Genomic DNA, 24,185 nt, shown 5'->3' on the forward strand with positions numbered 1-24,185 from the left:
CGCCTGAAGGACCTCCTGCGGCGGCACAGGGGCATCGCCACCAAGTACCTCGACAGCTACCTGGCGTGGTACCACCTCACCGTTCTGCCTCAGCTACCGTCACCAAGATCCATCCTGGCCTGTGTCGCCGGGCTCATCTCGCCCAAAGATCCAATCTGCATATCTAACGCTAATTGAGCCTTATTTAATATTCAAGAATATATCCGTCACGATCCGTTCCGGATCGCTCGGGATTTGCGCTAGCCATTTGATTGTGAAGCAAATCGTCGTCGCGATCCGTTCCGGATCGCTCGGGATTTGCTCTAGGACTTAGCCTTCTTCGTGGTCTCGGTTCCTGTACGGGCCGCCTCGTCAGTCTCGAACGGCGCCCTGCCATTCGCCTCTGATCCGGCATCTCCGCCCACGACACCGGCCAGACGCGGGGCCTCGAAGGGTTCGGAGCCGGCGTTCCGATCCGGCAGGCCGAGATCGGGCATTTCGGCCATACGCCGACAATGCCCTTCCATGAAGGCGCCGGGTTCGATGGCCAGGCTTTCATGCGTGACGTCGCCGACCATGCGGGCAGTGCTGGCCAGGAACACCGACTTGGCGATGACCTGACCACTCACCGAGCCATGCATGCGCACGGTCTGCGCACTGACCTCACCGGTCACGGCCCCCGAGATGCCAATGATCAGGGAGGCGCACTTGATGTCGCCTTCCACCCGGCCGTCGATATGGATTTCGCCCGCGCTGACCATATCCCCGGTGATGGTCAGATCGGCGCTGATGATCGAGGGAACGGCGCGCTCCGCCGCAGCGTCGCTCCCGGCCCGCCTCTCCGTCTTGCGCAGGTCAGCGGCAGGAACGGCGGGAGCGGTGGAGGACGGGGTCGGCTTCGGATTAGCCTTGGAAAACATGCTGACCGGCCTTCATAAACTGAGCGGGGTTGCGGGGCGTACCCCGGACACGAATCTCGTAATGCAGGTGAGGCCCGGTGCTGCGGCCGCTATTCCCGACCAGCCCGATGACGTCGCCCCGCGCCACGGCCTGACCCGGCCTGACGGTGATCTCCGAGAGGTGCCCGAAGCGCGTCGTCACGCCCATGCCGTGGCTGATTTCCACGGTGCGACCATACCCACGCCGCCACCCGGCGGCAACCACCTTTCCCGTGGCGGTGGCCAGCACGGGCGTTCCCATGGCTGCCGAGAAGTCGATGCCCTCGTGGCGGGCCATCCGGCCGTTGAACGGATCCTGACGAACACCGAAGGGACTGCTCATACGGTGGCTTGCCGTGATCGGCTTGGACAGCGGCAGCGCGTCGGTCAGGCCCCGCAGGGCTCCGAGACGGTCCACATAGGTGTTCAGGCTGGTCACCGAGGCCTCGTAGACCGGCTTGTCGAGAATGGGGAGATCGGCCGGCACGAACGGACCGCCTTTCCCATCGGCCTCGACGCTGAGGGCATCAAGCATGCTCTCGACATCAAGGCCCACCTCGGCGAGGCTCCCCTCGATATCGGCGATGCGGGTGCGGGCGACGGCGCCGAAATGCTCCAACAGCGCGGCCTGCGCCGTCTCCATTTCGATCACGAGATCCTCAAGGTCGGTCACCCGCTCCGTCAGAGCCCTGTTCTCATCAAGCGCGAGGTCCCGTTGCAGAACCATCTTGCGCATTTCGAGCTCGAAGTCGTCGAACTGACCCAGCAGGTGATGCGCCTCCGACAGTTCGGCCATGCCCTCTTCCATGCCGGCGAGTTGGGCCAGAAGGGCATCCCGGGCACGACCGGCTTCCTCTTCCCAGGCCTCGGGCACCGGTTCGGCGCCAACCTCAGGCTGGCCGACGGGCTCCCCGACGGACTCCGGCGCCACATAACGAGCGAGGACGGCATGGTTGTTTTCAAGCCCCCGCGTCACCTCAGCGATCTGATCGCGATACAGCGCCACCTCGGCCAGAAGCTGTTTGTAGCTGTCCTGGGCGTCCCGCACTTCCGCCGTCTTGGCGTCGATGACCGCGTCCACCCAGATCACCATGGCCATGCTGTAGGTCAGGATGCCCAGCATCACGACCCCAATGCAGGCCCCGGCGGCCTGCTTCATGCTGCTCAGGGTCCAGGACTGAAAACCGCCGTTGTCGGTGCGGATCATGACATGGCGTTCGGGGAAAGCCCGGTGCAGGGCCCGTTTCCAGGGTGGCAGGCTGAGGTGTTGAGGATCGAACTCCGACATGTCTTGCTGTCTTCCTAGGTCATGGGCCTATGAATTTCGGAACCAAGCGCGGGTCCCCGGTCCGGAGGACAACCGCCCCCCGACGAGGAGAAACATACTGCCTGCTATGCGGACCTACCGTGCGATCCGTCACATGGCCAGAGGTCGGCCGCAGAACCCGCCGAAAAGGCCGATACCCCTTAACGGAGTCACATGTCACGACCCGTTTTCGACATGGGCCGACCACGCGAAAGCGCGGCTCTCTCCGCCGCGACACGGCCAACTCCGCGACGACGGCGTGCCGGGTCGGTCGAGCTTGCGTGAGGCGGAACCCATATAAATGAAATTACGCACATGCAACCCCGTCACTGAAACCCCTTCCCCGCCTAGGGTTCTCGTGCCTCATCTTCGACACATTGCGGTAACATTCGGTTAAGCTTAACCCGAATCGAGCCACCTTATGACACGAACCATCGCTTTCCATAAGCCCGCAATCAACAATCATAAGCTGCATGACTGGCTGGCACCCTACCCCTGACACACCTCATCCAGGCGCGGCGGTTTCTTGGTGTCCATGTGGGCGACCTGAGCGAGGAACAACTCCCCGGCGGCGATGGCGTCCATCATCGCGTTGTGGGCCTTGTAGCGGGGCAGGCCATACCGCTCGCGGGCCGCATGCAGGCGCAGGGCACCTTGCACCACCGCCTGCTGCTGGCGTTCCTGCGCCCTGTGCTCCAGCCGCAGAGTATCGACATAGGGCACGACCATGGGCTGGCCATACACGCGCTTGCAGGCGAAGCTGAGGAACCGCTGCTCGACGGTCGAGAAATGGGCCAGCGGGACACGCCCCGCCATCGCACGCAGCACGTGTGGGAGCACCTCCGCCAGCGGCGGCGCGGATTCCAGGTGGTCGTCCAGCAACCCGTGAATGACCGCCGTTTCCTCCGGAATCGGCCGCGTCGGCCGCACCAGGAAATGCCGGGCCTGCCCCAGACGAACCCCACCGGCGTGCACCGGCGCGAACCCCACGCTCAGAATCTCATGGTGCCTGGGATCAAGGCCGGTCGTTTCCAGATCGATGGCCAGGAACTCCACCTCGGGCCAGGGCGTGTCGAGCGTGGCATAGTCAACCGCGTAGTAATCCCGCAGCGGCCCCGGCTTGCCGCTCATCCACAACAGGCGACGCATGACGTCGAATCCCAGAAGGTGCCTGAGCATGGTGGGGACTGGCTCCGCCGCGAAGGTTCGTTACATCCGCCCGGTCTGATAGGCCGTGGCGAGAGCGCCCTGCATGGTTTTGACCACCGAGAACGCATCCTTGAGCTGGGTCCGCTCGAAGTTCGAAAGCAACTCCGGCGAGACGTAGTTGTTGGCCTTCTTTCCCTCGCGGATGTGCAGGGCCTGATGGCGCAACCGCATGGTGCTGATGAAGTCCCAGGCGTCGCGCAGATCGGCCGCGCCGTCCTTGGAGACACTGCCCTTGTCGCGGGCAATCTCCAGCCGATCCAGGGTGTTGACGGCCTCGGCGCCGGCGTCCAGCGCGTAAACCCGCGCCAGATCGACGATGGGCACGATGCCCCGGTGCTTCAGATCCAGCGTGTTGTCGTGCTCGCCCCCCCGGATGAGCACGAGATTGCGGAAGAAGCCCAGCGGCGGCTGACGGCTGAGCGCGTTCGACGCCAGATAGGCCAGGAAGATCTTCTTGCCCTGCGTCTTCTTCAGCACAAAAGCCCTGAGATCGTGGAACAGGCCATGGTTTCCAAAGATCGGCCGCATATCGAAAAAGACGGAAGCGTGCATCAGAGCCTTCGGCTCCGGCTGGTCGATCCACTTGGCGAAGTAGGACTTCCACGTCTTCAGCGGCTGGCGCCACTGGTCGGTCATGGCCATGACCTCGCCCGGGCAATACACATAGCCGCAGATGTTCAGCCCGTCGCAGACCATGCGCGTGAAAGCGCGGAAATACTCACCGTGCTTTTCCGGGTTGTAGGAATCATCCAAAACGAGGCAGTTGTCCTGGTCCGAGCGCGCGGTCTGCTCGTGCCGGCCCTGACTGCCGGCGGCCAGCCACACGAACGGAACGGGGGGCGGCCCCAGGGTCTGCTCCGCTAGGGCCATCAGGCGCACCGTGGCGGCATCGGACAGAGTGGAGATCATATGCCCGATGGTGTGCGCCGATGCCCCGGTCTCCACAAGTTGAAGGATCAACTCTGGCACCATGGACAGCGAATCGCGCATCCCCTCCGGCGTGTCGCGTTTGTAAAGGTCGCCGACGAGATAGACCGCAGAGGTGTTTTGCGCCTGCACCAGGTTGGTGGTGGTGATGACGCCGGCCAGGGCGCCCTCCCGCAGCACGGGAAGGTGCCGGATGTTGTGGCGTGACATCAGCAGCATGGCATCGAACAGATAGTCGTCGGTGGTCAGGTACACCGGGTTGGTCGTCATCACCGCCGAAACCGGCGTCTCATAGGGCAGCGCCTTGGCCACCACGCGGTTACGCAGGTCACGCTCTGTGATGATGCCGATCAGTTTCTCCTCCCCGGGAATCAACAGGCAGGAGACCCCCTCCTCGGCCATGCGCGCGGCGGCGGCATGGATGGTGGCGTCCGGCGCGATGGTCACCGGCGCGCGCCGCAGCATGTCCCCCAGGTGAACGGCCATCAGGTCCAGCCGGCCGTGCCCCTGGTTGGAGACCGCGCGGCCCGTGCGCAACCGCTCACCGCCCAGCGGCTGGAAGAAATAGGAGAACTGCTTGTGACGCTTACGCAGGTCGTGGAACGTTTCGGCCGGCAGCGCATACAGAAGGCTGTCCTCAATGGCCAGGATGGTGTTGTGGGCCGGGCCGCCGCGCAGCAGGGTGATGGTGCCGACGGTTTCACCTTCGCCGGTGCGCGCCAGCAACTCGTTGGCCGGATCGCGTGTCTCCAAAGCGCCGGTTCGCACGATGAAAACATGATCGACCGTGTCCCCGGGTTCGATCAGGGGACGTCCCTTGCGGATGTATCGGGATTCAAGGTTGCTGGCAACGGTGTCGAGGGCCTCGGTCGGCAGCATGTCAAAGGGGTGGTACGCGGCGATGAAGTCGCGGATTTCAATCAGTTCCACGTCCATGGGGGGCCTCGCCTAGCATCCGGAGCAATAGGCACATCCTGACGACCAGAATGCCGCCCCACGCAGCAAAAGAGAAGCGCGAGCCCCGACGGACTGGGGCTCGCGCAACGCAGGGGACCGGATCGTCCCCGGTAGGATTGAGCGTTACTCCGCTGCCGTGGTGACGCGCGGGGTGCGGATGTCCTCCACCAGATGCTGGATGTGATCCGGCGGCTCCGCCGTCACCTTCGAGACCAGGAAGGCGACAAGGAAGTTCAACGCCATGCCGACGGCCCCGATGCCCTCCGGCGAGATTCCGAACAGCCAGTTCTCCCGGACGTTGTCAATGACCGGTTCGATGAACACACCCTTGTAGAGAATGATGTAGCCCATGGTGAAGACCAGGCCGGTCAGCATGCCGGCAATGGCACCCTCCCGGTTGATCTTCTTGGAGAAGATGCCCATCAGGATGACCGGGAACAGCGACGACGCCGCCAGACCGAAGGCAAACGCCACCACCTGCGCCACGAACCCTGGTGGGTTGTACCCCAGATAGCCGGCAATCAAGATGGCCACGGCGACAGCGATGCGCCCGGCCAGGAGTTCTGTTTTCTCCGAGATGCCCGGCGTCACGGTCCCTTTCAGCAGGTCGTGCGAGATGCCCGAGGAGATCACCAGCAGCAGGCCGGCCGCCGTGGACAGGGCGGCCGCGATACCGCCGGCGGCCACCAGGGCGATGACCCAGTCGGGCAGACGGGCGATTTCCGGATTGGCCAGGACCATGATGTCGCGGTCCACCACCAGTTCGTTGCCCTGCCAACCCCATTCCTCGGCGCGGGCCAGGAACTCTTCGTCCGCGCTCTTGTCGTTGTAGTACTGGATGCGGCCGTCGCCGTTCTTGTCCTCGAACGACAGCAGGCCGGTGGCTTCCCAGCGCTCCATCCAGGCGGGTCGATCCTCGTAGACCAGATTGCCGTCGGGACTGCCGACCTCGCCGGTCTGCACGGTGGTGGTCAGGTTGTAGCGGGCCATGGCGCCAACCGACGGGGCCACGGTGTAGAGCAAGGCGATGAACAGCAGTGCCCAGCCGGCGGAGGCGCGAGCGTCGCGCACGCGCGGCACCGTGAAGAAGCGCACGATGACGTGCGGCAGACCGGCCGTGCCGACCATCAACGCCACGGTGATGGCGAACATGTCGATCATGCTCTTGCCACCCTCGGTGTACTCGATGAACCCGAGTTCCGTGACGATGTCGTTCAGGGCGTCCAGCATGAACTGCCCGTTGTGTGCCGCGCTCTCCGCCGTGATAACCGATCCGAAGGCGATCTGCGGGATCGGGTTGCCGGTGAGGTTGAAGGCGATGAACACCGCCGGCACCGTGTAGGCGACGATCAGGACGCAGTACTGCGCCACCTGGGTGTAGGTGATGCCCTTCATGCCCCCCAGCACGGCGTAGACGAACACGATGCCCATGCCGACGATCAGGCCGGTGATGAGGTCGACCTCAAGGAAGCGCGAGAACACGATGCCGACGCCGCGCATTTGGCCGGCGACATACGTGAACGAAATGAAGATCAGGCAGACCACGGCCACCAGCCGCGCCGCCTTGGAATAGTACCGGTCGCCGATGAACTCGGGGACCGTGAACTTGCCGTACTTGCGCAGGTACGGCGCCAGCAGCATGGCCAGCAGCACATAGCCGCCGGTCCAGCCCATCAGATAGACGGAGCCCCCGTACCCCAGAAAGGCGATCAGGCCGGCCATGGAGATGAACGACGCGGCGCTCATCCAGTCGGCGGCCGTGGCCATGCCGTTGGCCACCGGATGCACGCCCTTGCCGGCGACGTAGAACTCGCCCGTGCTGCTGGCCTTCGACCAAATGGCGATGCCGATATACAGCGCGAAGCTGAGACCCACGACAATGTAGGTCAGTGTTTTCAGATCCATTTGTCAGGTCCCCCCGTCACTGCTCGTCAACGCCGTGTTTGCGATCCAGGGCGTTCATGCGCAGGGCATAGACCGCAATCAGGATCAGGAAGACGTAAATGGCACCTTGCTGGGCGAACCAGAAGCCAAGCCTGAAGCCGCCGAACTGAATGGCGTTCAACTGGTCATGAAGAAGAATACCGAACCCGTAAGAGACCACGAACCAGATCACCAGACTGACCGCGATCAGGGTTATGTTCGCCTTCCAGTAGGCATCCTTGCCGTTCCCCGAACTATCGGACATTGTTCCTACCTCCCAAGTGAGACTGCACAACACCATTATGCGGAGCATCGCTCCGGGTCTTTGTCAGAGTCGTGCGTATATCTTTTAACAGGGGCATCCTCGCCGACGCGTTTTCCGCCCCACGCGTCAGACAAGTCACACGTCGCCAAGGGCGTGCATCGGACACCGGCCCCACCGCCTGCCCCCTAAGCGGATCACTGAACCAATGTCCCGCCGGGGAGGCAAGGGAAAACGGCGAATTTTCGGCTATATTAGTGAGTTCTCAAGTCGTCGGAGGCAAAACGCCAGCCCGATCAGCCCTTGAACGGCGCCACCGTGTGGGCATGGTTCATCGGTCCGTGTCCCTGCCCGAAGCCCGGTGCGGTTTCCATGGCGCGGCGCACGTAAGCGCGAGCGCGCGCCACGGTGTCCTCCAGAGCCATCCCCTGAGCCAGACCGCAGGCGATGGCGGAGGCCAGCGTGCAACCGGTCCCGTGCGTTGCCGTTGTTTCGATCCGGGGCGCGTCGAAGCGACGGACGGCATCGGCGGTGACCAGAAGATCCGTCACCGTGGCGCCGGGCAGATGCCCGCCCTTCATCAGCACGGCCTCGGGTCCCAGATCCAGCAGGGCCTTTCCGGCCGCCTCCATGTCGGTCACCGACCCAATGGCGCGTCCGCTCAGCGCCTCGGCCTCGGGAACGTTTGGGGTCAGGACGGCCGCGCGCGGAACCAGGAGATCGCGCAACGCCCCCTGGGCGGAGGCATCAAGCAGCGGATGGCCGCCCTTCGCGACCATCACAGGGTCCACCACCAGAGGAATCCCATCGCCATACCGCGACAGCGCCTCGGCCACCGCCTCGATCACGGCCGCCGTTCCCATCATGCCGGTCTTCAGCGTATCGGCGCCGATGTCGCCGAGCACCAGGGCGATCTGCTCGACGATGAAGTCGATGGGCACCGGGTGGACCCCGAACACACCTCGGGTGTTCTGCGCGGTCAGCGCGGTCACCGCCGTGGCCGCGTACCCGCCCAGCGCCGTCACGGCCTTGATGTCAGCCTGAATCCCCGCGCCGCCGCCGGAATCGGAACCGGCGACGATCAACACACGCCCGGTCATGCCCTGTTTCTCCCTGCCGTCATCGTGACGGCGCGCAGCCCTGCACACCTCCGCCCCGAATCGCAAGCGAAAAACCGACCGGACCCAAGTTTGAGGGGAAGACCCGGCTCAGGCCGCGCCCTGACCGTCGCCGTCCTGCTGCTGGCGGGCGATTTCCTCATGCACGGCCGCCATGTCGACGCCCTTGCCCTGAGACACCACGTTGTCAAGGTCGCCTTCCGGCAGCGCGCCGGCCTGATTGAACAACACCACGCGATCCCGCAGGATGGCCACCGTCGGAATGGACCGCACGCCGAAGCTCTGCGCCAGTTCCGGTTCGGCCTCGACGTCCACCTTGGCGAAGGTCACATCGGAGTGCCCCTCGCTCACCTTCTCGAACGTGGGCCCGAAGCTCTTACAGGGTTCGCACCAGTCGGCCCAGAAATCCAGCACGACCATGTTGTCGGGGCGAATGACGTCTTCCAGGTTGTCCTTCGTCAGGGTGACGGTCGACACGGGACCCTCCCTCTTCGGTTGTGGATGATCTCTGGATAAACCAAAGGGCGGACCACGATTTATGCCGTAGCCCGCCCCCTGATGTCGTACGGACACCCTGAAGGCTCCAGCGCGGCGATGCAACCCCTCGCGGCCGAAAAATCGATGGATCAAGGCACGGGCGCGCCTTCCCGGAAAATGGCTTTCTTACGCCGCCGATGGGTTTCATAGTACTCACAGCGCCTGATCCGATGACGGAGCGCGCCGTGGCGCGGAGGCCCGGCGCGAGCTTTCGCCAAAGGATCGCCGTCTGAAACGGACAGAACATCAGGACCGGTGGAGACCCGACAATGCCAGGCATCAAGACCATCCTTGCCATCGCCGGAAACGCCAAAAGCGGCACCCCAGCCATGGAGACGGCGTTCCTGATCGGCGATCAGATCGGCGCCCATGTTGAGGTTCTGCACGTCCGGGCGGATCCGGCCAGTGCCGTGCCATACGTCGGCGAGGCCATGGCCGGCGCCCTGGTCGAGGAAATGATGGCGGCCGCCGAGCGCGACGCCCAGGTGCGCGCCGACGCGACACGGGCCGCCTTTGACCGCATCGTGGAGGCGCGCGAAGCGCCGCTTCGTGACGGGCCGCCTCCGCTGGAATCGGTCACCGCCGAATGGGTCCTGCGGGATGGCAGCGAACCCGAGGAAGTGGCGACCCTGGGGCGCGTGACCGATCTGATCGTGGCCGGCCGGCCGGTTGCCGACAGCGACATGCCCTCGCTGATGACCCTGAACGCGGCCCTGATGGAGACCGGGCGTCCCGTGCTGGTGGCACCTCCGACGCCCCCGGTTAGTGTCGGCGGCACCGTGGCCATCGCCTGGAACGGATCGCCCGAGGCCGCCCGCGCGGTCCAGGGCGCCATGCCGTTCATCGAACGGGCCGACACCGTCGCCATTCTGGCCGGAAGCGACGCCGGCACGCCGCAAAGTGCCGGTGATCTGGCCCGCCATCTGGCGTGGCACGGCGTCGAAACGACGACGTTCGAAGTGCGCGGCCATCATGGCGACGACATCGGCAAGGCATTGCTGACGCACTGCGACCATCGCGCCGTAGATCTGCTGGTGATGGGCGCCTACACCCACAGCCGCCTGCGACAACTGATCCTGGGCGGCGTAACGCGCCATATCCTGGATCACGCCACCATTCCCGTCCTTCTGTCCCACTGACCAACGCAACGCCGGGGAGGCCCGCCCAAGAGAGGCTCGATGAGCGACGGTCCCTCACACCGATCAGACGCGGATCAGGCTGGCGCGGCGCTGGACACCATACGACAGGCCATGGAGGCACTTGAGACCGCCGAGACATGGCCCCAGGCCCGCGACGCCCTGGAAACCGCCGGACTGACCCGCCGTCTCGGCGCCGACGGCATGCAACGCCTTGCCGACATCTGGCGCGGCCGCGTCTGCCGGAGCCTGGACGATTCGGCGTTGGCCGGGGAAATGCGGTTCTGGTCAGAGGGCGGCGACCTGCCGGCGCATCCGGATGGGTTCCGGGCGCCACTGCCGCACGATCTGGCGCAAGAGGCCATCCGGCGCGGCTGGGTCGTCTCCGCCCTGAACAGCGGCGGTTGGCTGATCTCGCCCCCGACGGGCCGCCCGATCACTCTTCCCGCGCGTCGCTGACGATCCCGGTCTCGGCCTGGGGCGAGGCTTCGCCGCCGGTTTGATCGGTTTGGGGGGCTCGGGCGGGCCGCCTGTGATCGGGCCCGAAGTCGCCTTCGGTCCGTACGAATGGCACGGGTTCGGTCATCGTCCGCTTGACGACCCTCAGAAGCTCCCGGGCACTGATCGGCTTGCCGACAACCGCATGCACACCCGCGTCCAGGGCGATCCGGACCTCCGCTGGATTCAGGTGGCCGGAGACCATGATGATCGGCACCGTGGGGTTATGGCTGTGGGCCTCATCACGCATCATGCGTGTCACCGCCAAGCCATCCTGCGGCTTCATGACATAGTCCAGCAAGACCAGATCGATCAGGTCCTCTGCCCAGAACCGGTCAAGCGCCTCCTCGGACGTCCCAGCCTCCAAAATCTCGGTCACGCCGGCCGCCGACAGGACGGTGCGCACCACCTGACGGAAAAACGCATTGTCGTCGACGATCAGGACCCGCAAGGCGGCCCAGTCGAGCGCGGACATACAAACCTCCCCACCGGAAACAGTTCCGGTCGAGCCCGTGCCAGCCCGAATGGAGCCCCCCCTGGCCGGCGCCCGACGGCTGGTCCGTGGGTGTGTCCTGTGACCCCTGAAACGCGGTCGGCCACGCCGTTCTCCGCTAGACGAAGTGTCGCGCAACACCCAATCACGGTCAACACGAACCGGGATCACCTTCGGCCGCCCGCCCAAGATCTTGACCCGGCCTGGGGTGCGCGCCTACAGCAGGGCCTCACCCTCGCCCCGTTTCATGAACACCGGGAGATCGCCGGTCATGGCTCCTCCGCCACCCCTTCTGACCCTGCGCGACATCTCCCTTGGGTTCGGGGGCCATCCGCTACTTGACGGCCTGTCCCTGACCATTGGCCCGGGGGAACGATTGTGTCTGGTGGGCCGCAACGGCTCCGGCAAATCGACGCTGTTGAAGGTGATCGCCGGCCTGATCGACACGGACGCCGGGACGCGGGCGCTGCAGCCCGACGTCACGGTCGCCTACCTGCCGCAGGACCCCGACCTGACGGGTTTCGAGACCGCCTTGGGCTGTGTCGCCGCCACCCTCCCCCCGGCCCATGCCGACGAGGGCCACCGCGCCGAGATTCTGCTGGACGCCCTGCGGATCCCCTACGACCGCGCTCCGGCGACCCTATCCGGCGGCGAGACGCGACGCCTCGCGCTGGCCCGCGCCCTGGTGGGCGATCCCGATATCCTGCTGCTCGACGAGCCGACCAACCACCTCGACCTGCCGACCATCGGCTGGCTGGAGGAAACCATGGCGGCCTTCCGGGGCGCCGTGGTGACCATCAGCCATGACCGGGCCTTCCTGCGGCGTCTGACTCAGGCGACGCTGTGGCTGGATCGCGGCCGGCTGCGCCGCCTCGACGAGGGATTCGGCGCCTTCGAGGACTGGGCCGACGCCATCATCGCCCAGGAGGAGGCCGAGTGGGCCCGTCAGGACAAGCTGATTGCCCGGGAAACCGTCTGGTCACGCCAGGGCATCTCGGCCCGGCGCAAACGCAATCAGGGCCGGCTGCGCCGCCTGTATGCCTTGCGCGAGGATCGCACCCAGCGCATCCAACGCGCGGGCGGCGTGAAGCTGGAGACCGACACCGGCGAAACCTCCGGCAAGCTGGTCATCGAGGCTGAGGTGATCACCAAGGCCTATGACGGCCGTACGGTCCTGAAACCGTTCTCCACCCGGATTCTGCGGGGCGACCGCGTCGGCATCGTCGGCCCCAACGGCGCCGGCAAGACCACCCTGTTGCGCCTCCTGACGGGGACCCTGGAGCCGGACGCGGGCCGCGTGCGCCTGGGCGCCAACCTGACCCCCACCACCCTGGATCAGCACCGTTCGATACTCGACGGCGACAAGACCGTGTGGGACCTGCTGGCCGACGCCGGCGCCGACCGTATCAACGTGCGCGGCCAGTCGCGCCATGTGGTCAGTTATCTGCGGGACTTCCTGTTCGACGACGCCCAGGCGCGCAGCCCCGTGAACAGCCTGTCCGGCGGCGAGCGCAACCGGTTGGTGCTCGCCAAGGCGCTGGCGCGCCCCACCAACATGCTGATCCTGGACGAGCCCACCAACGATCTGGACATGGAAACCCTCGACCTGCTGGAGGAGATGCTGGCCGACTATGACGGCACGCTGCTGCTGGTCAGCCACGACCGCGATTTCCTGGATCGGGTGGTGACCTCCACCATCGTGCTGCCGGGGGACGGCCGGGCGGTGGAGTATGCTGGCGGGTTCTCGGACGCGCTGGCCCAGGCGGGCGGCGCGCTGGAGGCGCTATTCCCCGGAATGCTGGGGGCCTCCCCGCGGGGCGGGACCACGTCCGCTCCGGCGAAACCGAAAGCCGCCCCGTCGGAGAAGCCGAAGCCGCGCTCCGCCAAGCTGTCCTACAAGCAACAACGTGCGCTGGAGCAGTTGCCGGCGCGCATCGACGCCCTGCATGCCGAAGTGGCCGGCTTGGAAACCGAACTGGCCGACCCGATCCTGTTCACCCGCGATCCGAACGGCTTCCAGGCCCGCACCGATCGCCTGGAGGCCGCCCGCGCCGAACTGACCGCCGCCGAGGACGAATACCTGGAGGTGGAGATTCTGCGGGAGGAGTTGGAGCGCTGAGTCTTCTGGATCGGCCTGTCGCCTTCACGACGTTCTAAACCGAACCGCAGCGCAGGGAGCTGGCCAAGGGACAGCCGCCGAAGACCACGCGGAAGACGGCGGGGGTCCTTCGGTCTCCCGCCCTACGGGTCCGGCTCACCGCCCGAGAAAGGACCGGCGTCGTCCCCCGTGGTCGGTCCCGTCGGTGTCCGGATCCAGCGGGAAGGACGGCGCCGGATCCGCACCGGCCGCGAACGCCGACGTGCCCGGCGGCACGCCGAGTCCAGCCCCGTTCGACGGTGACGCCGTCAGGACCTGCCCCGGAGTGATCCGTCGCTGGCCCGCTGGATTGGTGTATTCGTCGTTCAGACGCTGCACCATCTCCATACCGGTTTCGCGAATGCCCTCCAGGCGGCTCATCACCCCCCCGCCACAGCCCACCGGCCGGCCCCGATACACCCGGGTCCAGAAGCCCGTGTTGCGACGGAACGCGTCGCGCACCCGCAGGTTCATGTTGCCCGAGGTCTCCGGCACCGACGGCGCGATGCGGGCCGCGACGGAGCCCCGCGCCCACTGGTGGCCCACCTGGAACACCGCCCACAGCCCCAGGGCCACGGCCCCCAGGCGCGCGGCGACGGGCCCGGCGTCCTGACCGGCGCCGGCAAGGGCAGCGCCAAGCCACGAGGTGGCGCCACCCAGCCAAGCCCAGGCTAGGTTGGCCGACGCCGAGCCCGAATCCGCTGTCGGCGGTGCCTCCGGCGTGCCGGCCAGCCACGCCATAGCCCCGCCCGGCCCCCCATCCACCAGGAACACCGTCCCGGCGACGAAGGCGGCCAGGACGACGGCGCCCCACGCCATGTCCCAGATCATCACCCGCTTGCGCCACCGACTCAGGTGGCTCTGAAGCTCGGGAATCACCTCGCCGTCCAACTCGTTGATGACGGTCTCCAGCATGGCCACCACCCGGTACGAGCGGCCGACTCCGATTTCGGCGATGCGGCCGTGAATCTCGCGCAGGTCGTGATCCCGCTTGGCCTCGTACCGGGCACGCAAGCCCGCATCCTCGATCACGGGCGCCACATCCAGATTGTAGATGGCATAGAACCGCCCGCTGACCAGTCCGGCCTGGGCAATGGCCCGCTGCCATGCGCCGACCACGTCGGCGGCGTTGTCCTCCTTGGCCGTGGTGTCGATCTGGTTGAGGATATAGAGGAACTTGGTCGGATCCGCGCGCCGGACGGTCTTGGACACCAGATGCTGCAAGGTATCCTGCATCGCGCCCGGTTCCGGATGGCGGGCATCGAAAAAGATGAGCACCAGGTCGGACAGGTCGATGATGTGATCGGTGATGCGTAGCGTGGAGCGGCGCTGGTCATCGGAATCGAACCCGGGGCTGTCGATCAGGATGACGCCCCAGGAGCGCGGGCTGGAGACGGTCTTGAGCTGAAGATAGGCGTCGATGCGCTTGCCCTCGCCGGGGGCGACCTTCTCGATCTCGTCGCTCATGCGGAAGAAGGGGAAGCGCGGATCGGCGTTCAGCGCCGTGCCGGGCAGCACGCGCGGCTGCTCGGATTTACCGTGACAGATGACGGTGAATTTGTCGTCCACCGCCTGATTGCCGGTGTCCTGGAGCGGAATCCCCAGATAGCTATTGATGAACGAGGACTTGCCAGCAGAGAAGGTGCCCAACACGCTGATCATCGGCCACCATGGAATGCGCGTGGCCAGGGAATCGGCGCGGTGCAGCAGCCCCATCCGGTATAGGGTCCGGTCCACCTTGCGGAACAGCGGCAGCAGCGGGACAAGGCCCGGTTGTTCCTTGCGCAGGTGGGTTTCCAGGGTGCGCAGGCGGTTGCGCAGGGAGGTGCGTTTGCTCATGGGATGACACCACCGTTCCATCGCGGCGAGGGAATGCGTCCGGGCGGAGTTTAGGGACCGTTCCGAACCCTGTCCAACATCCTCGCTGGCGGGCGCCCTCAATCGTCACGTCGGCATGCGACCTCTTGCGCCATTCATCGCACCGTCGCATTGTTGCCGGGGCTGTCCCAGCACGAGCGGTTAGGGGCGCGGCCTTTTGGTTTCGGGGGCGGACGGAATGATCGGGGGATAATGGGATAATGGGATTGGCGCCATTTCCCGGACACCGGGAGCCCGTATTGGGACAGATGAACCACGTCACCGACGGAGAACCCTTCCCGGAGTCGTGGCGAGCGCCCGGATCCACCGAAGCGATGGCTGCAGGGGATCCGACCTTTTGGACGGTCCTGGTGGTCGGGATCGAACCCGAAGTCCATGCCGTCACGGAAACGATGCTGGACAGGGCGACCTATGCGGGACAGCCCGTTCGGCTGCTGCACGCGCGCTCGGTGCTCGACGCCGAGGCCGCCCTGAGAAGCGGGGACGACATCGCGGTCATCCTGCTTGATGTCGAGATGGAAACTCAGGACACCGGTCTGCGGCTGGTGCGCACCATTCGAGAAACGCTGGGCATCGAGGATACGCGAATCGTGCTGCGCACCGGTCAACCGGGCGACGCCCCCGATGCCGATACCGTGCTGCGCTACGATATCAATGATTACCGCGCCCGCACCGAACTGACCGATGTCCGCCTGTTCAGTGTCATCGTGGCCGCCCTGCGGGCCTACGACCGCCTGCGCACCATCGCCACCCAGCGCGACGCCCTAGGACAGATGAACCAGACGCTGGAACTGCGCATCGCCGAGCGCACCCAGGAACTCCAGGACAGCGAAACCCGTCTGCGGTCCATCCTCGAAACCTCCGTGCTGCCGATCTTCATCACGGCGGCTTCCGGCGGACAGGTTCTTTACGCGAACAAGAGCGCCCATCGCCTTCTGGGCTTGGTTGAGACCCGCTGCGACGACGATATCTGGCACCGCCCGGCCGACCGCCGCGACCTGCTCAACACGGTCGGGCAGAGCGGCAGCGTTCACGATGTCGAGGCCCAGATGATCGCGGTGGACGGACACCGCTTCTGGGCGTTGATCGCAGCCGTCGCCATGACCTTCGACGGTCAGCCCGCCGTGCTGATCTCGCTCAACGACATCTCCAGCCGCAAGGCCATGGAGGAGGAGCTCAAACGCCTCGCGGCGACCGACGCCCTCACCGGCATCGGCAACCGCCGGCAACTGATGGAACTGGGCGACCGCGAGTTGCGGCGCGCCCGCCGATATGGCGGGCCGCTGTCGGTCCTGATCCTTGACATCGACCATTTCAAGCACATCAACGATACCCACGGGCACGCGCTCGGCGACGAAGCGCTGAAGACCATGGTGACCTGCTGCCTCCAGCAGCTTCGGGAGATCGATATCATGTGCCGGCTGGGCGGCGAGGAGTTCGTCGTGCTCATGCCGGAGACCCCGGTCAGCGCGGCGAGAACCGGCGCGGAACGGCTGCGCGAGAAAGTGGCGGCATTGAAGATTCCCCTGACGGGGGACGAAACCCTGTCCTTCACCATCAGCATCGGCCTGACCGAGCCGCACCAGAGCGACGATACGCTCGGCGACGTGCTGATGCGGGCCGACGAGGCCCTGTACGCAGCCAAGCGAGAGGGGCGCAACCGGGTTGTCGTTCGCTAGCCATTCCAGCCGCCTTGGCCTTGCGCCGTCCCCCTCCGTCTCTCTCACCATTGATGAGGCCCTGAGTCGTCCGGTCCCCCCGGGTCGACTGCGCGAGACGGTGACTGACATGGTATCGGATCGCCAGCCGGAGCCCCCGCCACCACCGGTGCCAGAGGGGTTTGGCCTAGTCCGGCACGAGGGCACCCTGACATGGGCCACGTTCGCGCCGCTGTTCCACGCCGTGGGCAATCCGTGGCTGTGGCGGGATCGGTTGCTTCGGTCCCCTTCCGAGCAGGATGCGCACCTGTCCGATCCGGGCATCGTGGTCCATATCCTGCGGCGGGACACCGACGCGACGGATCTCGGCTTCTGTGAGATGGACTGTCGAGATCCGGCCGCCGGGTTCCGGGTGCTGTATTTCGGGCTGGTGCCCGAGGCCATCGGCGGCGGACTGGGGCGGCTGCTCTTCATCCACGCCCTGCATGACGCTTGGCGGCGCGATCCGGCCTGCATCCGGCTCGACACCTGCACGCACGACCACCCGCGAGCCGTGGCGTTCTATCAAGGCTTCGGCTTCACCGTCACCGGCCGCCGGGTGGTGGAGGCCGACGACCCCCGCCTGACCGGCCTGTTGCCGCGCGAGGCGGCGCCGCATATCCCCCTTGCACTTCTGAGCGAACGCTCGCCGACCCTGCGCACGGATCAGTGAGCCGGCCATCGGCGGCGCGGCGGCGCGGCGGCGGCTTTACCCCCGCTGAAAAAGCCTTAGGTTAAGGGCATGCATCTGCTCGCCGCCACGCCGGGCGTGGTCAACGACGGCAGCGAAGCCGTGGACCTGGGGCAGGACCCGGCCGACATCGTCGTCCTGACCGCCGCCGACACGGAAATCGCCTGTCTGTCGACCGCGCGCGCGCGGCTTGGCCCGGGATTGCCCGCGTTGCGGCTGGCCAACCTGACCCGGCTCGGCCACCACTACTCCGTGGACCTTTACGCGGACGCGGTGCTGTCCCGGGCCCGGCTGATCGTCGTCCGCCTGCTGGGCGGGCGGTCGTACTGGCCCCACGGGTTGGACCGCATCACCGAGGTGGCGCGGCGGACAGGCGCCCTGGTCGCCCTGCTGCCCGGCGATGCCCACCCCGACCCCGACCCCGACCTCGCCGAACGGTCCACATTGCCCGCGTCGGACCTTCACCGGCTTTGGCAGTATCTGGTTCATGGCGGCGTGGACAACGCCGCGCACTTCCTGCGGCGCTGCGCCGACCTGCTGGGCGCGCCGGGCTTCTCCGACTGGCGCGAGCCGGCGCCGCTACCGCCGGCCGGACGCCACGGTCCGGCCCCGGCCGGCGCGCGGCCGGTCGCCGCCCTTGTCTTCTACCGCGCGTTGGCCCAGGCCGGCGACCTCGCGGTAATCGAGGCGGTGCGGGAGGCCCTGGACGCCGAGGGGCTGGATACGCTGGCAGTGTTCGTCACCAGCCTGAAGGACCCGGTGGCGGCGGCCATCCTGGGTGAGGTGCTGACCGAAACGCCGCCCGACCTGATCCTGAACCTCACCGGCTTCGCCGTCGCCACCGCCGCTAACGACCGCGCCAGCCCCTTCACCGCCCATGACGTACCGGTAATCCAGGCGGTTCTGGCCAGCGGTTCGGCCGAGATGTGGCGCGAGGGCCAGCACGGGTTGATGGCCCGCGACATCGCCATGGCCGTGACCCTGCCGGAGATGGACGGGCGCGTCTTCTCCCGGGCGATCTCGTTCAAGGGACTGCACCGCTGGGACGCGGCGTCCCAGGTGGATGTGACCGGCCATGTGCCGGAGCCCGACCGGGTCGCGTTCATCGCCGCCCTGTGCGCGCGCTGGGTCGCGCTGCGCCGCACACCGGCATCCGACCGGCGGGTAGCGATCATCCTGGCCAATTACCCCAACAAGGACGGCCGCCTGGGCAACGGTGTGGGCCTGGACACCCCCGCCGGGACGGTGCGGGTCCTGGACGCGCTCGCCGAGGCCGGCTACCGCGTCGACAACCGGCCCGCGGACGGCGCGACGCTGATGACACATTTGCGCGCCGGCCCCACCAACGCCCTGGAGGCGCGGGGCGCGCGCGAGATCCGGGTGCTGCTGGACCTGGAACCCTACCGCGCCGCCCTGTCGCGCCTGCCGGCGGAGGCCCAAGCCGAGATCATCGACCGCTGGGGCGCGCCGGAGGATGATCCCTCGTTCCTGCCGGCGCGGGGCGGGTTCGCCCTCTCCGTGATGGTGATGGGCCATGTCGCCGTCGGCATCCAGCCGGCGCGCGGCTATCACATCGACCCGGTCAGCAGCTATCACGACCCCGCCCTGATTCCGCCCCACGGCTATCTCGCCGTCTACGTCTGGATCCGGGAGGTGTTCGGAGCACATGCCGTGGTCCACATGGGCAAGCACGGCAATCTGGAATGGCTGCCGGGCAAGAGTCTGGCCTTGTCCGCCGCCTGCTGGCCGGAGGCGGTGCTGGGGCCGATGCCCCACCTCTACCCCTTCATCGTCAACGATCCCGGCGAGGGCTCGCAGGCCAAACGCCGCGCCCAAGCGGTCATCATCGATCACCTGACGCCACCCCTGACCCGCGCGGAAAGCTATGGCCCCTTGCGCGATCTGGAACGGTTGGTGGACGAGTACCACGAAGCTGCCGGTGTCGATCCGCGCCGGTTGCGAGTCCTGCGCGAGGAAATCCTGTCCCTCGCCGAGACCAGCGGTCTGGCCGCCGACCTGGGGCTGCCGCCGGCCCGGGAGGCCGCGTGCGACGAGGGCGCCGCCGAGGCCCTGGCCGCGCTCGACAACCACCTGTGCGAACTCAAGGAATTGCAGATCCGCGACGGTCTGCATGTGTTCGGCGTCTCACCGGACGGCGAGCAGCGGACCGATCTGCTGCTGGCGCTGGCCCGGCCGCCGCGCGGCGACCGCCCAGGCGATGCCTCGCTGATCCGCGCGCTGGCCGAAGACCTGGGCCTCGACGTCGATCCGCTGGACACCGCCGACCTGGGCCGACCCTGGACCGGGCCGCGCCCAACGGTCCTGGCGGATCTCCTCTCCGATCCCTGGCGCTCGGCCGGGGACACCGTGGAACGGCTGGAGGCGCTGGCCCGCGCCCTGGTGGCCGGCGCGGCGGCGCCGGACCCGGTTTGGACCGCCAGCCGCGCGGTGCTCGATCATGTGCGGGCGGTCCTGACCCCGGCGGTGGACGCCTGCGGCGGGCGCGAGATCGCCGGCCTGCTGGCCGGGCTGGACGGCCGCTTCGTGCCGCCCGGCCCCTCCGGGGCGCCGACCCGGGGCAAGCCGGACGTGCTGCCGACGGGCCGCAACTTCTTTTCGGTCGACGGACGGCGCGTGCCCACCCCGGCCGCCTGGACGCTGGGCTGGCGCGCGGCCACGCTGCTGATCGAGCGCCATGCCCGGGACCACGGGGACTGGCCGCGTGCGGTAGCGTTGTCCGCCTGGGGCACGGCCAACATGCGCACGGGCGGTGACGACATCGCCCAGGCTCTGGCGCTGATGGGCGCCCGTCCCCAGTGGGAGCCGGCGTCGGGTCGCGTCGTGGGGTTCGAGATCCTGCCGCTGTCGGTGCTCGACCGCCCCCGGGTGGACGTCACGCTGCGCATTTCCGGATTCTTCCGCGATGCCTTTCCGGCCCAGGTCGATCTGGTGGATTCGGCGGCGCGGGCCATCGCCGCGCTGGAGGACGAGCCGCCCGACCTGAACCCCCTGGCGGCCCGGGTGCGCGCCGACGCCGCCCGCCTGGAACGCGAGGGCGTCGCCCCGGACGAGGCCCGCCGCCGCGCCGGTCATCGAGTCTTCGGCGCACGCCCCGGCGCCTACGGCGCGGGCCTTCAGGCCCTGATCGACGAAAAGGGCTGGGAGACCGATGCCGACCTCGCCGCCGCCTATGTCGCCTGGGGCGGCTATGCCTACGGCGACGGCGCGGCCGGAACCACCGCTCGCGACCTGTTCGAGTCCCGGCTGGCCCGGGTGGACGCGGTCATCCACAATCAGGACAACCGGGAACACGACATCCTCGATTCGGACGACTATTACCAGTTCGCGGGCGGCCTCACGGCGGCCGTGCGCACGCTCTCGGGGCAGCAGCCGGCGGTCTATCACGGCGACCACAGCCGCCCGGAAAGCCCGCGCGCCCGCACCCTCGACGAAGAGATCGCCCGCGTTGTGCGCGCCCGCGCTGCCAACCCGAAATGGATCGCGGGGGTGATGCGGCATGGCTACAAGGGCGCGTTCGAGATCGCCGCCACGGTCGACTACCTGTTCGCCTTCGCCGCCACCGCCCGGTGCGTGAAGGATCACCACTTCGACCTGCTGTTCGATGCCTATCTGGAGGACGAGGCGGTGCGCGACTTCATGCAGGGCGCCAATCCGGACGCCCTGCGCGAGATGGCGTCCCGCTTCCAGGAAGCGCTGGATCGGGGCCTGTGGAAGCCCCGGCGCAACGATACGGAACCCAGGCTCGCGGCCTTGCTTGGCGATGAGCCCGAGGCGACGTGACCGCGGCCGGTTGCGACCGAGAATGCCCATGCGTTTAATGAGGACTTGCGCGACTTCCCCGACTCCCGGATAGTCACCATTCGGAAACCGGAACGGCGCCGATGGAAAGGCTGGAAACATCGGCCGCCGGCTGTTTTCCAGTGTCCGAAGAACACGGACCCGCCGTCGTCCGGACGGTCCCGTCGCGCCGCGTCCGGACCAGACGCAGAACGCACCCCACCCAACAGCGCCGGCCAGCGGCACGGCGCGCGGCACCGTCGACCATCAGGCGCGACCTGCTATCGATTGTCGTGGAGGGGAGCTGACATGGAGACTCAAGCGGATGACGTGACCCCGGGAACCGATGCGAGCCCCGGTGCCATGAACCAGACACCGTCAAGTGCCCCGGCGAGCGACAGCCTTCAGGCTGAGCGCGAAGCCCGGCAGGTGGAACGGTTCCTGTTCCTGTTCGCGCTCATCATTCTGCTCAGCGTGATCGTGTTCGACGCCATCGACAGCGCGTTCGCGTCACTTCTGATCGTGATCCTTGAAATCATATTCCTGTTGGTGATCGCCCGCCTGATGGGCATCAAGGAAATCGGTGACCTGACGGCCCGGCTCGGCCGCTGGGCCAAAAGCCTGAGAAATCACGACCCCAAAACAACTTGAGGGTATTTGGCGTTCGGTGACGCCAACACTCTCCGGATCATAAGACGGCCGCCGCGAGGGTCCCTCGCGGCGGCCTGATCTGCGCGGCGTGTTTGATTGATTTGCTTACGCCGTCGGACGATCCTCCCTGGTTCCACATGCGTGGTGGGGCCAATAAACCGGAGCCATGCAGAAAAAGCAACAAAAATCGTTTTTGCGATGCAAAAAGCGCATGGCAAGTTATTCCACATCCCTACTCCTCCGCGCGCATCACCACCCGTGCCAGCGTCAGGACATCGACCCCATCGGCCCCGGCCCGGCGCAGAACCCGCGCGCACTCGGCCATCGTGGCCCCGCTGGTGAGGACATCGTCCACCAGAAGGACACGGCGCCCCGCCACCCGATCCGGCCGCGCGACCCGGAACGCGCCGCGCACATTGCGCGACCGCTGGGCGCGTCCCTTCCCGCCCTGGGTCGGAGTCGCCCGCGTCCGGATCAACGCGCCCGCCGACCAGGCCCGTCCCGTCCGCCGCGACAAAGCCGCCGCCAGCAGGGCCGATTGGTTATAGCGCCGACGCCAGAGCCGCCCCCGGTGCAGCGGCACCGGAACAATGAGATCGGCCGACTCGAGCAGGTCCGCCCCCGCCCGCGCCATCCACCCCGCCAGCGCCGGCGCGGCATCGGTGCGGTCCCCGTGCTTGAAGGCAAGCAGCAACGGCCGGGCGCCGTCGTCATAGATCAGCGCCGCCCTGGCGCGGTACCACGGCGGCGCCCGCCGGGCACAGGCGGCGCACACCAGTCCGGCCGCCTCCTCCGCCACCGCCTCGCCCCAATCCCCACCGAACGGCACCCCGCACCGATGACACAGCGGCGGCGTGATGAAGGTCGCCGCCTGGAAGCAGTCCACGCACAACGCGCCGTCGCCCGCCACCACCTCGCCGCAGCGAAGACAGCGCGGCGGCAGAACGAGATCGAGGGCGGGGCCGACAGCCCGGGTCAGACCGGACACCACCGATCCACCCGAAGAGATGGGAGGCCAACCGAACATCATCCAAGGCTGCGCCAATCGGCATCAACACGCAATGGAATCGGTTCCTTCGAGTCGGGGACGCAACCCGCCTTAACATCGCCGCTCCGGCCAGTCATAGTGAGAGGTATGAGCACCGTGCCCCCCGACAGCATGACCGTCTTCGACCGCCGAATCGTGCGCCTGCACCGCGAGCGCGCGGCCGCCGGCTGGGACGGTTTCGACTTCCTGATGCGCGAGACCGCCGAGCGGTTGGTGGATCGCCTGGACGACATCACGCGATCATTTCCGCTGGCGCTCGATCTGGGGTGTCACGGCGGCGAAATCGCCCAGGCCCTGAACGGGCGCGGCGGGATCGTAACGCTGATCCAGGCCGATCTGTCGCCGTCCATGGCCTGCCGCGCCGCCGACCATGGCCCGGTTCTCGTCTGCGACGAGGAGACCCTGCCCGTCGCCCCCGCCAGTCTCGACGCGGTGCTCAGCAATCTGTCGCTGCACTGGGTCAACGATCTGCCCGGCGCGCTGACCCAGGCCCGCCGCGCGCTGCGTCCGGACGGCCTGTTCCTGGCCAGCCTGCTGGGCGGGGCCACGCTGGGGGAATTGCGGACCTGCCTCGCCGACGCCGAGATCGAGATCACGGGGGGGCTGTCGCCGCGCGCTTCGCCCCTGGCCGACGTGCGTGACGCCGGCGACCTGCTGGCGCGGGCCGGATTCGCCCTGCCGACGGTGGACGCGGATGTGATCACCGTGTCCTACGAATCCCCCATCCGCCTGTTCCAGGACCTGCGCGGCATGGGCGAGAGCAACGCCGTGTTGACCCGGCGCAAGACAATGAGCCGCCGCGACATCCTGTTCCGGGCCGCCGAACTGTACATGGAGCGCCATGCCGGCCCCGACGGCCGTGTGCCCGCCACCTTCGAGGTCATCACCATGACCGCCTGGGCGCCCGATGCCAGCCAGCCGAAGCCGTTGCCGCCGGGCAGCGGCCGCGCCAGCCTGGCCCAGGCCCTGACAACACCCGACACCCACCACTGATCCGAGGAC

The 24,185-nt window shown here is 67.2% G+C and carries 19 protein-coding genes; 8 read left to right on the forward strand and 11 right to left on the reverse strand.

Annotated features, from left to right (window positions below):
- Positions 1-302: 302 nt before the first annotated feature.
- The 8 genes from BLS85_RS16450 to BLS85_RS16485 all read right to left on the reverse strand — a co-directional run bounded on the left by BLS85_RS16450 (position 303) and on the right by BLS85_RS16485 (position 9,096).
- Entirely contained in the window at positions 303-899 is a 597-nt protein-coding gene (locus BLS85_RS16450) for a bactofilin family protein (RefSeq protein WP_092787835.1), read from the reverse strand.
- A complete protein-coding gene (locus tag BLS85_RS19495) occupies positions 883-2,205 on the reverse strand; it encodes a M23 family metallopeptidase (protein WP_092787836.1) in 1,323 nt (440 codons plus the stop codon). Before BLS85_RS19495 ends, BLS85_RS16450 begins: the two co-directional genes overlap by 17 nt.
- A gap of 507 nt (positions 2,206-2,712) precedes the next feature.
- Positions 2,713-3,402, reverse strand: coding sequence for an exonuclease domain-containing protein (locus BLS85_RS16460; protein WP_218128464.1), 690 nt, complete (start codon positions 3,400-3,402; stop codon positions 2,713-2,715).
- A gap of 30 nt (positions 3,403-3,432) precedes the next feature.
- Complete coding sequence (locus tag BLS85_RS16465) at positions 3,433-5,295, reverse strand: putative nucleotidyltransferase substrate binding domain-containing protein (protein WP_092787837.1); 1,863 nt, start codon at positions 5,293-5,295, stop codon at positions 3,433-3,435.
- A gap of 144 nt (positions 5,296-5,439) precedes the next feature.
- Complete coding sequence (locus tag BLS85_RS16470; protein ID WP_092787838.1) at positions 5,440-7,221, reverse strand: sodium:solute symporter family protein; 1,782 nt, start codon at positions 7,219-7,221, stop codon at positions 5,440-5,442.
- A 16-nt stretch (positions 7,222-7,237) separates the two neighbouring features.
- Positions 7,238-7,504 carry a DUF4212 domain-containing protein gene (locus BLS85_RS16475; RefSeq protein WP_092787839.1) on the reverse strand — a complete coding sequence of 89 codons (267 nt, stop codon included), beginning with the start codon at positions 7,502-7,504 and terminating at the stop codon, positions 7,238-7,240.
- Positions 7,505-7,797: 293 nt separating this feature from the next.
- The gene (gene thiD / locus BLS85_RS16480; protein ID WP_092787840.1) at positions 7,798-8,601 is read right to left on the reverse strand and encodes a bifunctional hydroxymethylpyrimidine kinase/phosphomethylpyrimidine kinase; all 804 of its coding nucleotides are present in this window, start codon (positions 8,599-8,601) and stop codon (positions 7,798-7,800) included.
- A 108-nt stretch (positions 8,602-8,709) separates the two neighbouring features.
- Positions 8,710-9,096 carry a thioredoxin family protein gene (locus BLS85_RS16485; RefSeq protein ID WP_092787841.1) on the reverse strand — a complete coding sequence of 129 codons (387 nt, stop codon included), beginning with the start codon at positions 9,094-9,096 and terminating at the stop codon, positions 8,710-8,712.
- A gap of 329 nt (positions 9,097-9,425) precedes the next feature.
- On the opposite strand from BLS85_RS16485, the gene BLS85_RS16490 reads away from it, so the two are divergent.
- Together BLS85_RS16490 and BLS85_RS16495 are read left to right on the forward strand one after the other, a co-directional pair.
- Positions 9,426-10,295, forward strand: coding sequence for a universal stress protein (locus BLS85_RS16490; RefSeq protein WP_092787842.1), 870 nt, complete (start codon positions 9,426-9,428; stop codon positions 10,293-10,295).
- Positions 10,296-10,334: 39 nt separating this feature from the next.
- Positions 10,335-10,751, forward strand: a complete 417-nt coding sequence (locus tag BLS85_RS16495; protein ID WP_092787843.1) for a hypothetical protein — start codon at positions 10,335-10,337, stop codon at positions 10,749-10,751.
- On the opposite strand, the gene BLS85_RS16500 is transcribed toward BLS85_RS16495, so the two are convergent.
- Positions 10,729-11,265 carry a response regulator gene (locus tag BLS85_RS16500; RefSeq protein ID WP_092787844.1) on the reverse strand — a complete coding sequence of 179 codons (537 nt, stop codon included), beginning with the start codon at positions 11,263-11,265 and terminating at the stop codon, positions 10,729-10,731. The genes BLS85_RS16495 and BLS85_RS16500 overlap by 23 nt on opposite strands.
- Before the next feature lie 289 nt (positions 11,266-11,554).
- On the opposite strand from BLS85_RS16500, the gene BLS85_RS16505 reads away from it, so the two are divergent.
- Positions 11,555-13,402 (forward strand): ATP-binding cassette domain-containing protein, encoded by a 1,848-nt coding sequence (locus BLS85_RS16505; protein ID WP_092787845.1) that lies wholly within the window; start codon positions 11,555-11,557, stop codon positions 13,400-13,402.
- Positions 13,403-13,537: 135 nt separating this feature from the next.
- Here the strand turns inward: BLS85_RS16505 and BLS85_RS16510 are convergent, their stop codons facing one another.
- Positions 13,538-15,259 (reverse strand): dynamin family protein, encoded by a 1,722-nt coding sequence (locus BLS85_RS16510; RefSeq protein ID WP_092787846.1) that lies wholly within the window; start codon positions 15,257-15,259, stop codon positions 13,538-13,540.
- Between the two features lie 353 nt (positions 15,260-15,612).
- Here BLS85_RS16510 and BLS85_RS16515 point away from each other — a divergent pair, with 353 nt between their 5' ends.
- From BLS85_RS16515 to BLS85_RS16530, 4 genes are all read left to right on the forward strand, one after another.
- Positions 15,613-16,977 carry a sensor domain-containing diguanylate cyclase gene (locus BLS85_RS16515; protein ID WP_176793844.1) on the forward strand — a complete coding sequence of 455 codons (1,365 nt, stop codon included), beginning with the start codon at positions 15,613-15,615 and terminating at the stop codon, positions 16,975-16,977.
- Between the two features lie 109 nt (positions 16,978-17,086).
- On the forward strand, positions 17,087-17,668 hold the full coding sequence (locus BLS85_RS16520) for a GNAT family N-acetyltransferase (protein WP_143027233.1): 582 nt from the start codon (positions 17,087-17,089) through the stop codon (positions 17,666-17,668).
- 69 nt (positions 17,669-17,737) lie between these two features.
- Complete coding sequence (gene cobN / locus BLS85_RS16525) at positions 17,738-21,487, forward strand: cobaltochelatase subunit CobN (protein ID WP_092787849.1); 3,750 nt, start codon at positions 17,738-17,740, stop codon at positions 21,485-21,487.
- 306 nt (positions 21,488-21,793) lie between these two features.
- Complete coding sequence (locus BLS85_RS16530; RefSeq protein ID WP_092787850.1) at positions 21,794-22,135, forward strand: hypothetical protein; 342 nt, start codon at positions 21,794-21,796, stop codon at positions 22,133-22,135.
- Positions 22,136-22,367: 232 nt separating this feature from the next.
- Here BLS85_RS16530 and BLS85_RS16535 read toward each other — a convergent pair whose 3' ends face one another.
- A complete protein-coding gene (locus BLS85_RS16535; protein ID WP_245699266.1) occupies positions 22,368-23,123 on the reverse strand; it encodes a ComF family protein in 756 nt (251 codons plus the stop codon).
- 147 nt (positions 23,124-23,270) lie between these two features.
- Between BLS85_RS16535 and BLS85_RS16540 the strand changes: the two genes are divergently transcribed.
- Positions 23,271-24,176: a methyltransferase domain-containing protein gene (locus BLS85_RS16540; protein ID WP_245699267.1), complete on the forward strand. Its 906-nt coding sequence runs from the start codon at positions 23,271-23,273 to the stop codon at positions 24,174-24,176.
- The last annotated feature ends 9 nt before the right edge of the window (positions 24,177-24,185 follow it).

Source organism: Rhodospira trueperi, from assembly GCF_900101965.1.
GTDB classification, from domain to species: Bacteria; Pseudomonadota; Alphaproteobacteria; order Rhodospirillales; family Rhodospirillaceae; genus Rhodospira; species Rhodospira trueperi.

Coding starts and splice junctions, on each gene's coding strand:
- BLS85_RS16465 (WP_092787837.1), bottom strand. CDS start 5,295: ATGGACGTGGAACTGATTGAAATCCGCGACTTCATCGCCGCGTACCAC.
- cobN (WP_092787849.1), top strand. CDS start 17,738: ATGCATCTGCTCGCCGCCACGCCGGGCGTGGTCAACGACGGCAGCGAA.
- BLS85_RS16500 (WP_092787844.1), bottom strand. CDS start 11,265: ATGTCCGCGCTCGACTGGGCCGCCTTGCGGGTCCTGATCGTCGACGAC.
- BLS85_RS16460 (WP_218128464.1), bottom strand. CDS start 3,402: ATGCTCAGGCACCTTCTGGGATTCGACGTCATGCGTCGCCTGTTGTGG.
- BLS85_RS16520 (WP_143027233.1), top strand. CDS start 17,087: ATGGTATCGGATCGCCAGCCGGAGCCCCCGCCACCACCGGTGCCAGAG.
- BLS85_RS16540 (WP_245699267.1), top strand. CDS start 23,271: ATGAGCACCGTGCCCCCCGACAGCATGACCGTCTTCGACCGCCGAATC.
- BLS85_RS16490 (WP_092787842.1), top strand. CDS start 9,426: ATGCCAGGCATCAAGACCATCCTTGCCATCGCCGGAAACGCCAAAAGC.
- BLS85_RS16505 (WP_092787845.1), top strand. CDS start 11,555: ATGGCTCCTCCGCCACCCCTTCTGACCCTGCGCGACATCTCCCTTGGG.
- BLS85_RS16530 (WP_092787850.1), top strand. CDS start 21,794: ATGGAGACTCAAGCGGATGACGTGACCCCGGGAACCGATGCGAGCCCC.
- BLS85_RS16510 (WP_092787846.1), bottom strand. CDS start 15,259: ATGAGCAAACGCACCTCCCTGCGCAACCGCCTGCGCACCCTGGAAACC.
- BLS85_RS19495 (WP_092787836.1), bottom strand. CDS start 2,205: ATGTCGGAGTTCGATCCTCAACACCTCAGCCTGCCACCCTGGAAACGG.
- BLS85_RS16475 (WP_092787839.1), bottom strand. CDS start 7,504: ATGTCCGATAGTTCGGGGAACGGCAAGGATGCCTACTGGAAGGCGAAC.
- BLS85_RS16450 (WP_092787835.1), bottom strand. CDS start 899: ATGTTTTCCAAGGCTAATCCGAAGCCGACCCCGTCCTCCACCGCTCCC.
- BLS85_RS16470 (WP_092787838.1), bottom strand. CDS start 7,221: ATGGATCTGAAAACACTGACCTACATTGTCGTGGGTCTCAGCTTCGCG.
- thiD (WP_092787840.1), bottom strand. CDS start 8,601: ATGACCGGGCGTGTGTTGATCGTCGCCGGTTCCGATTCCGGCGGCGGC.
- BLS85_RS16515 (WP_176793844.1), top strand. CDS start 15,613: ATGGCTGCAGGGGATCCGACCTTTTGGACGGTCCTGGTGGTCGGGATC.
- BLS85_RS16495 (WP_092787843.1), top strand. CDS start 10,335: ATGAGCGACGGTCCCTCACACCGATCAGACGCGGATCAGGCTGGCGCG.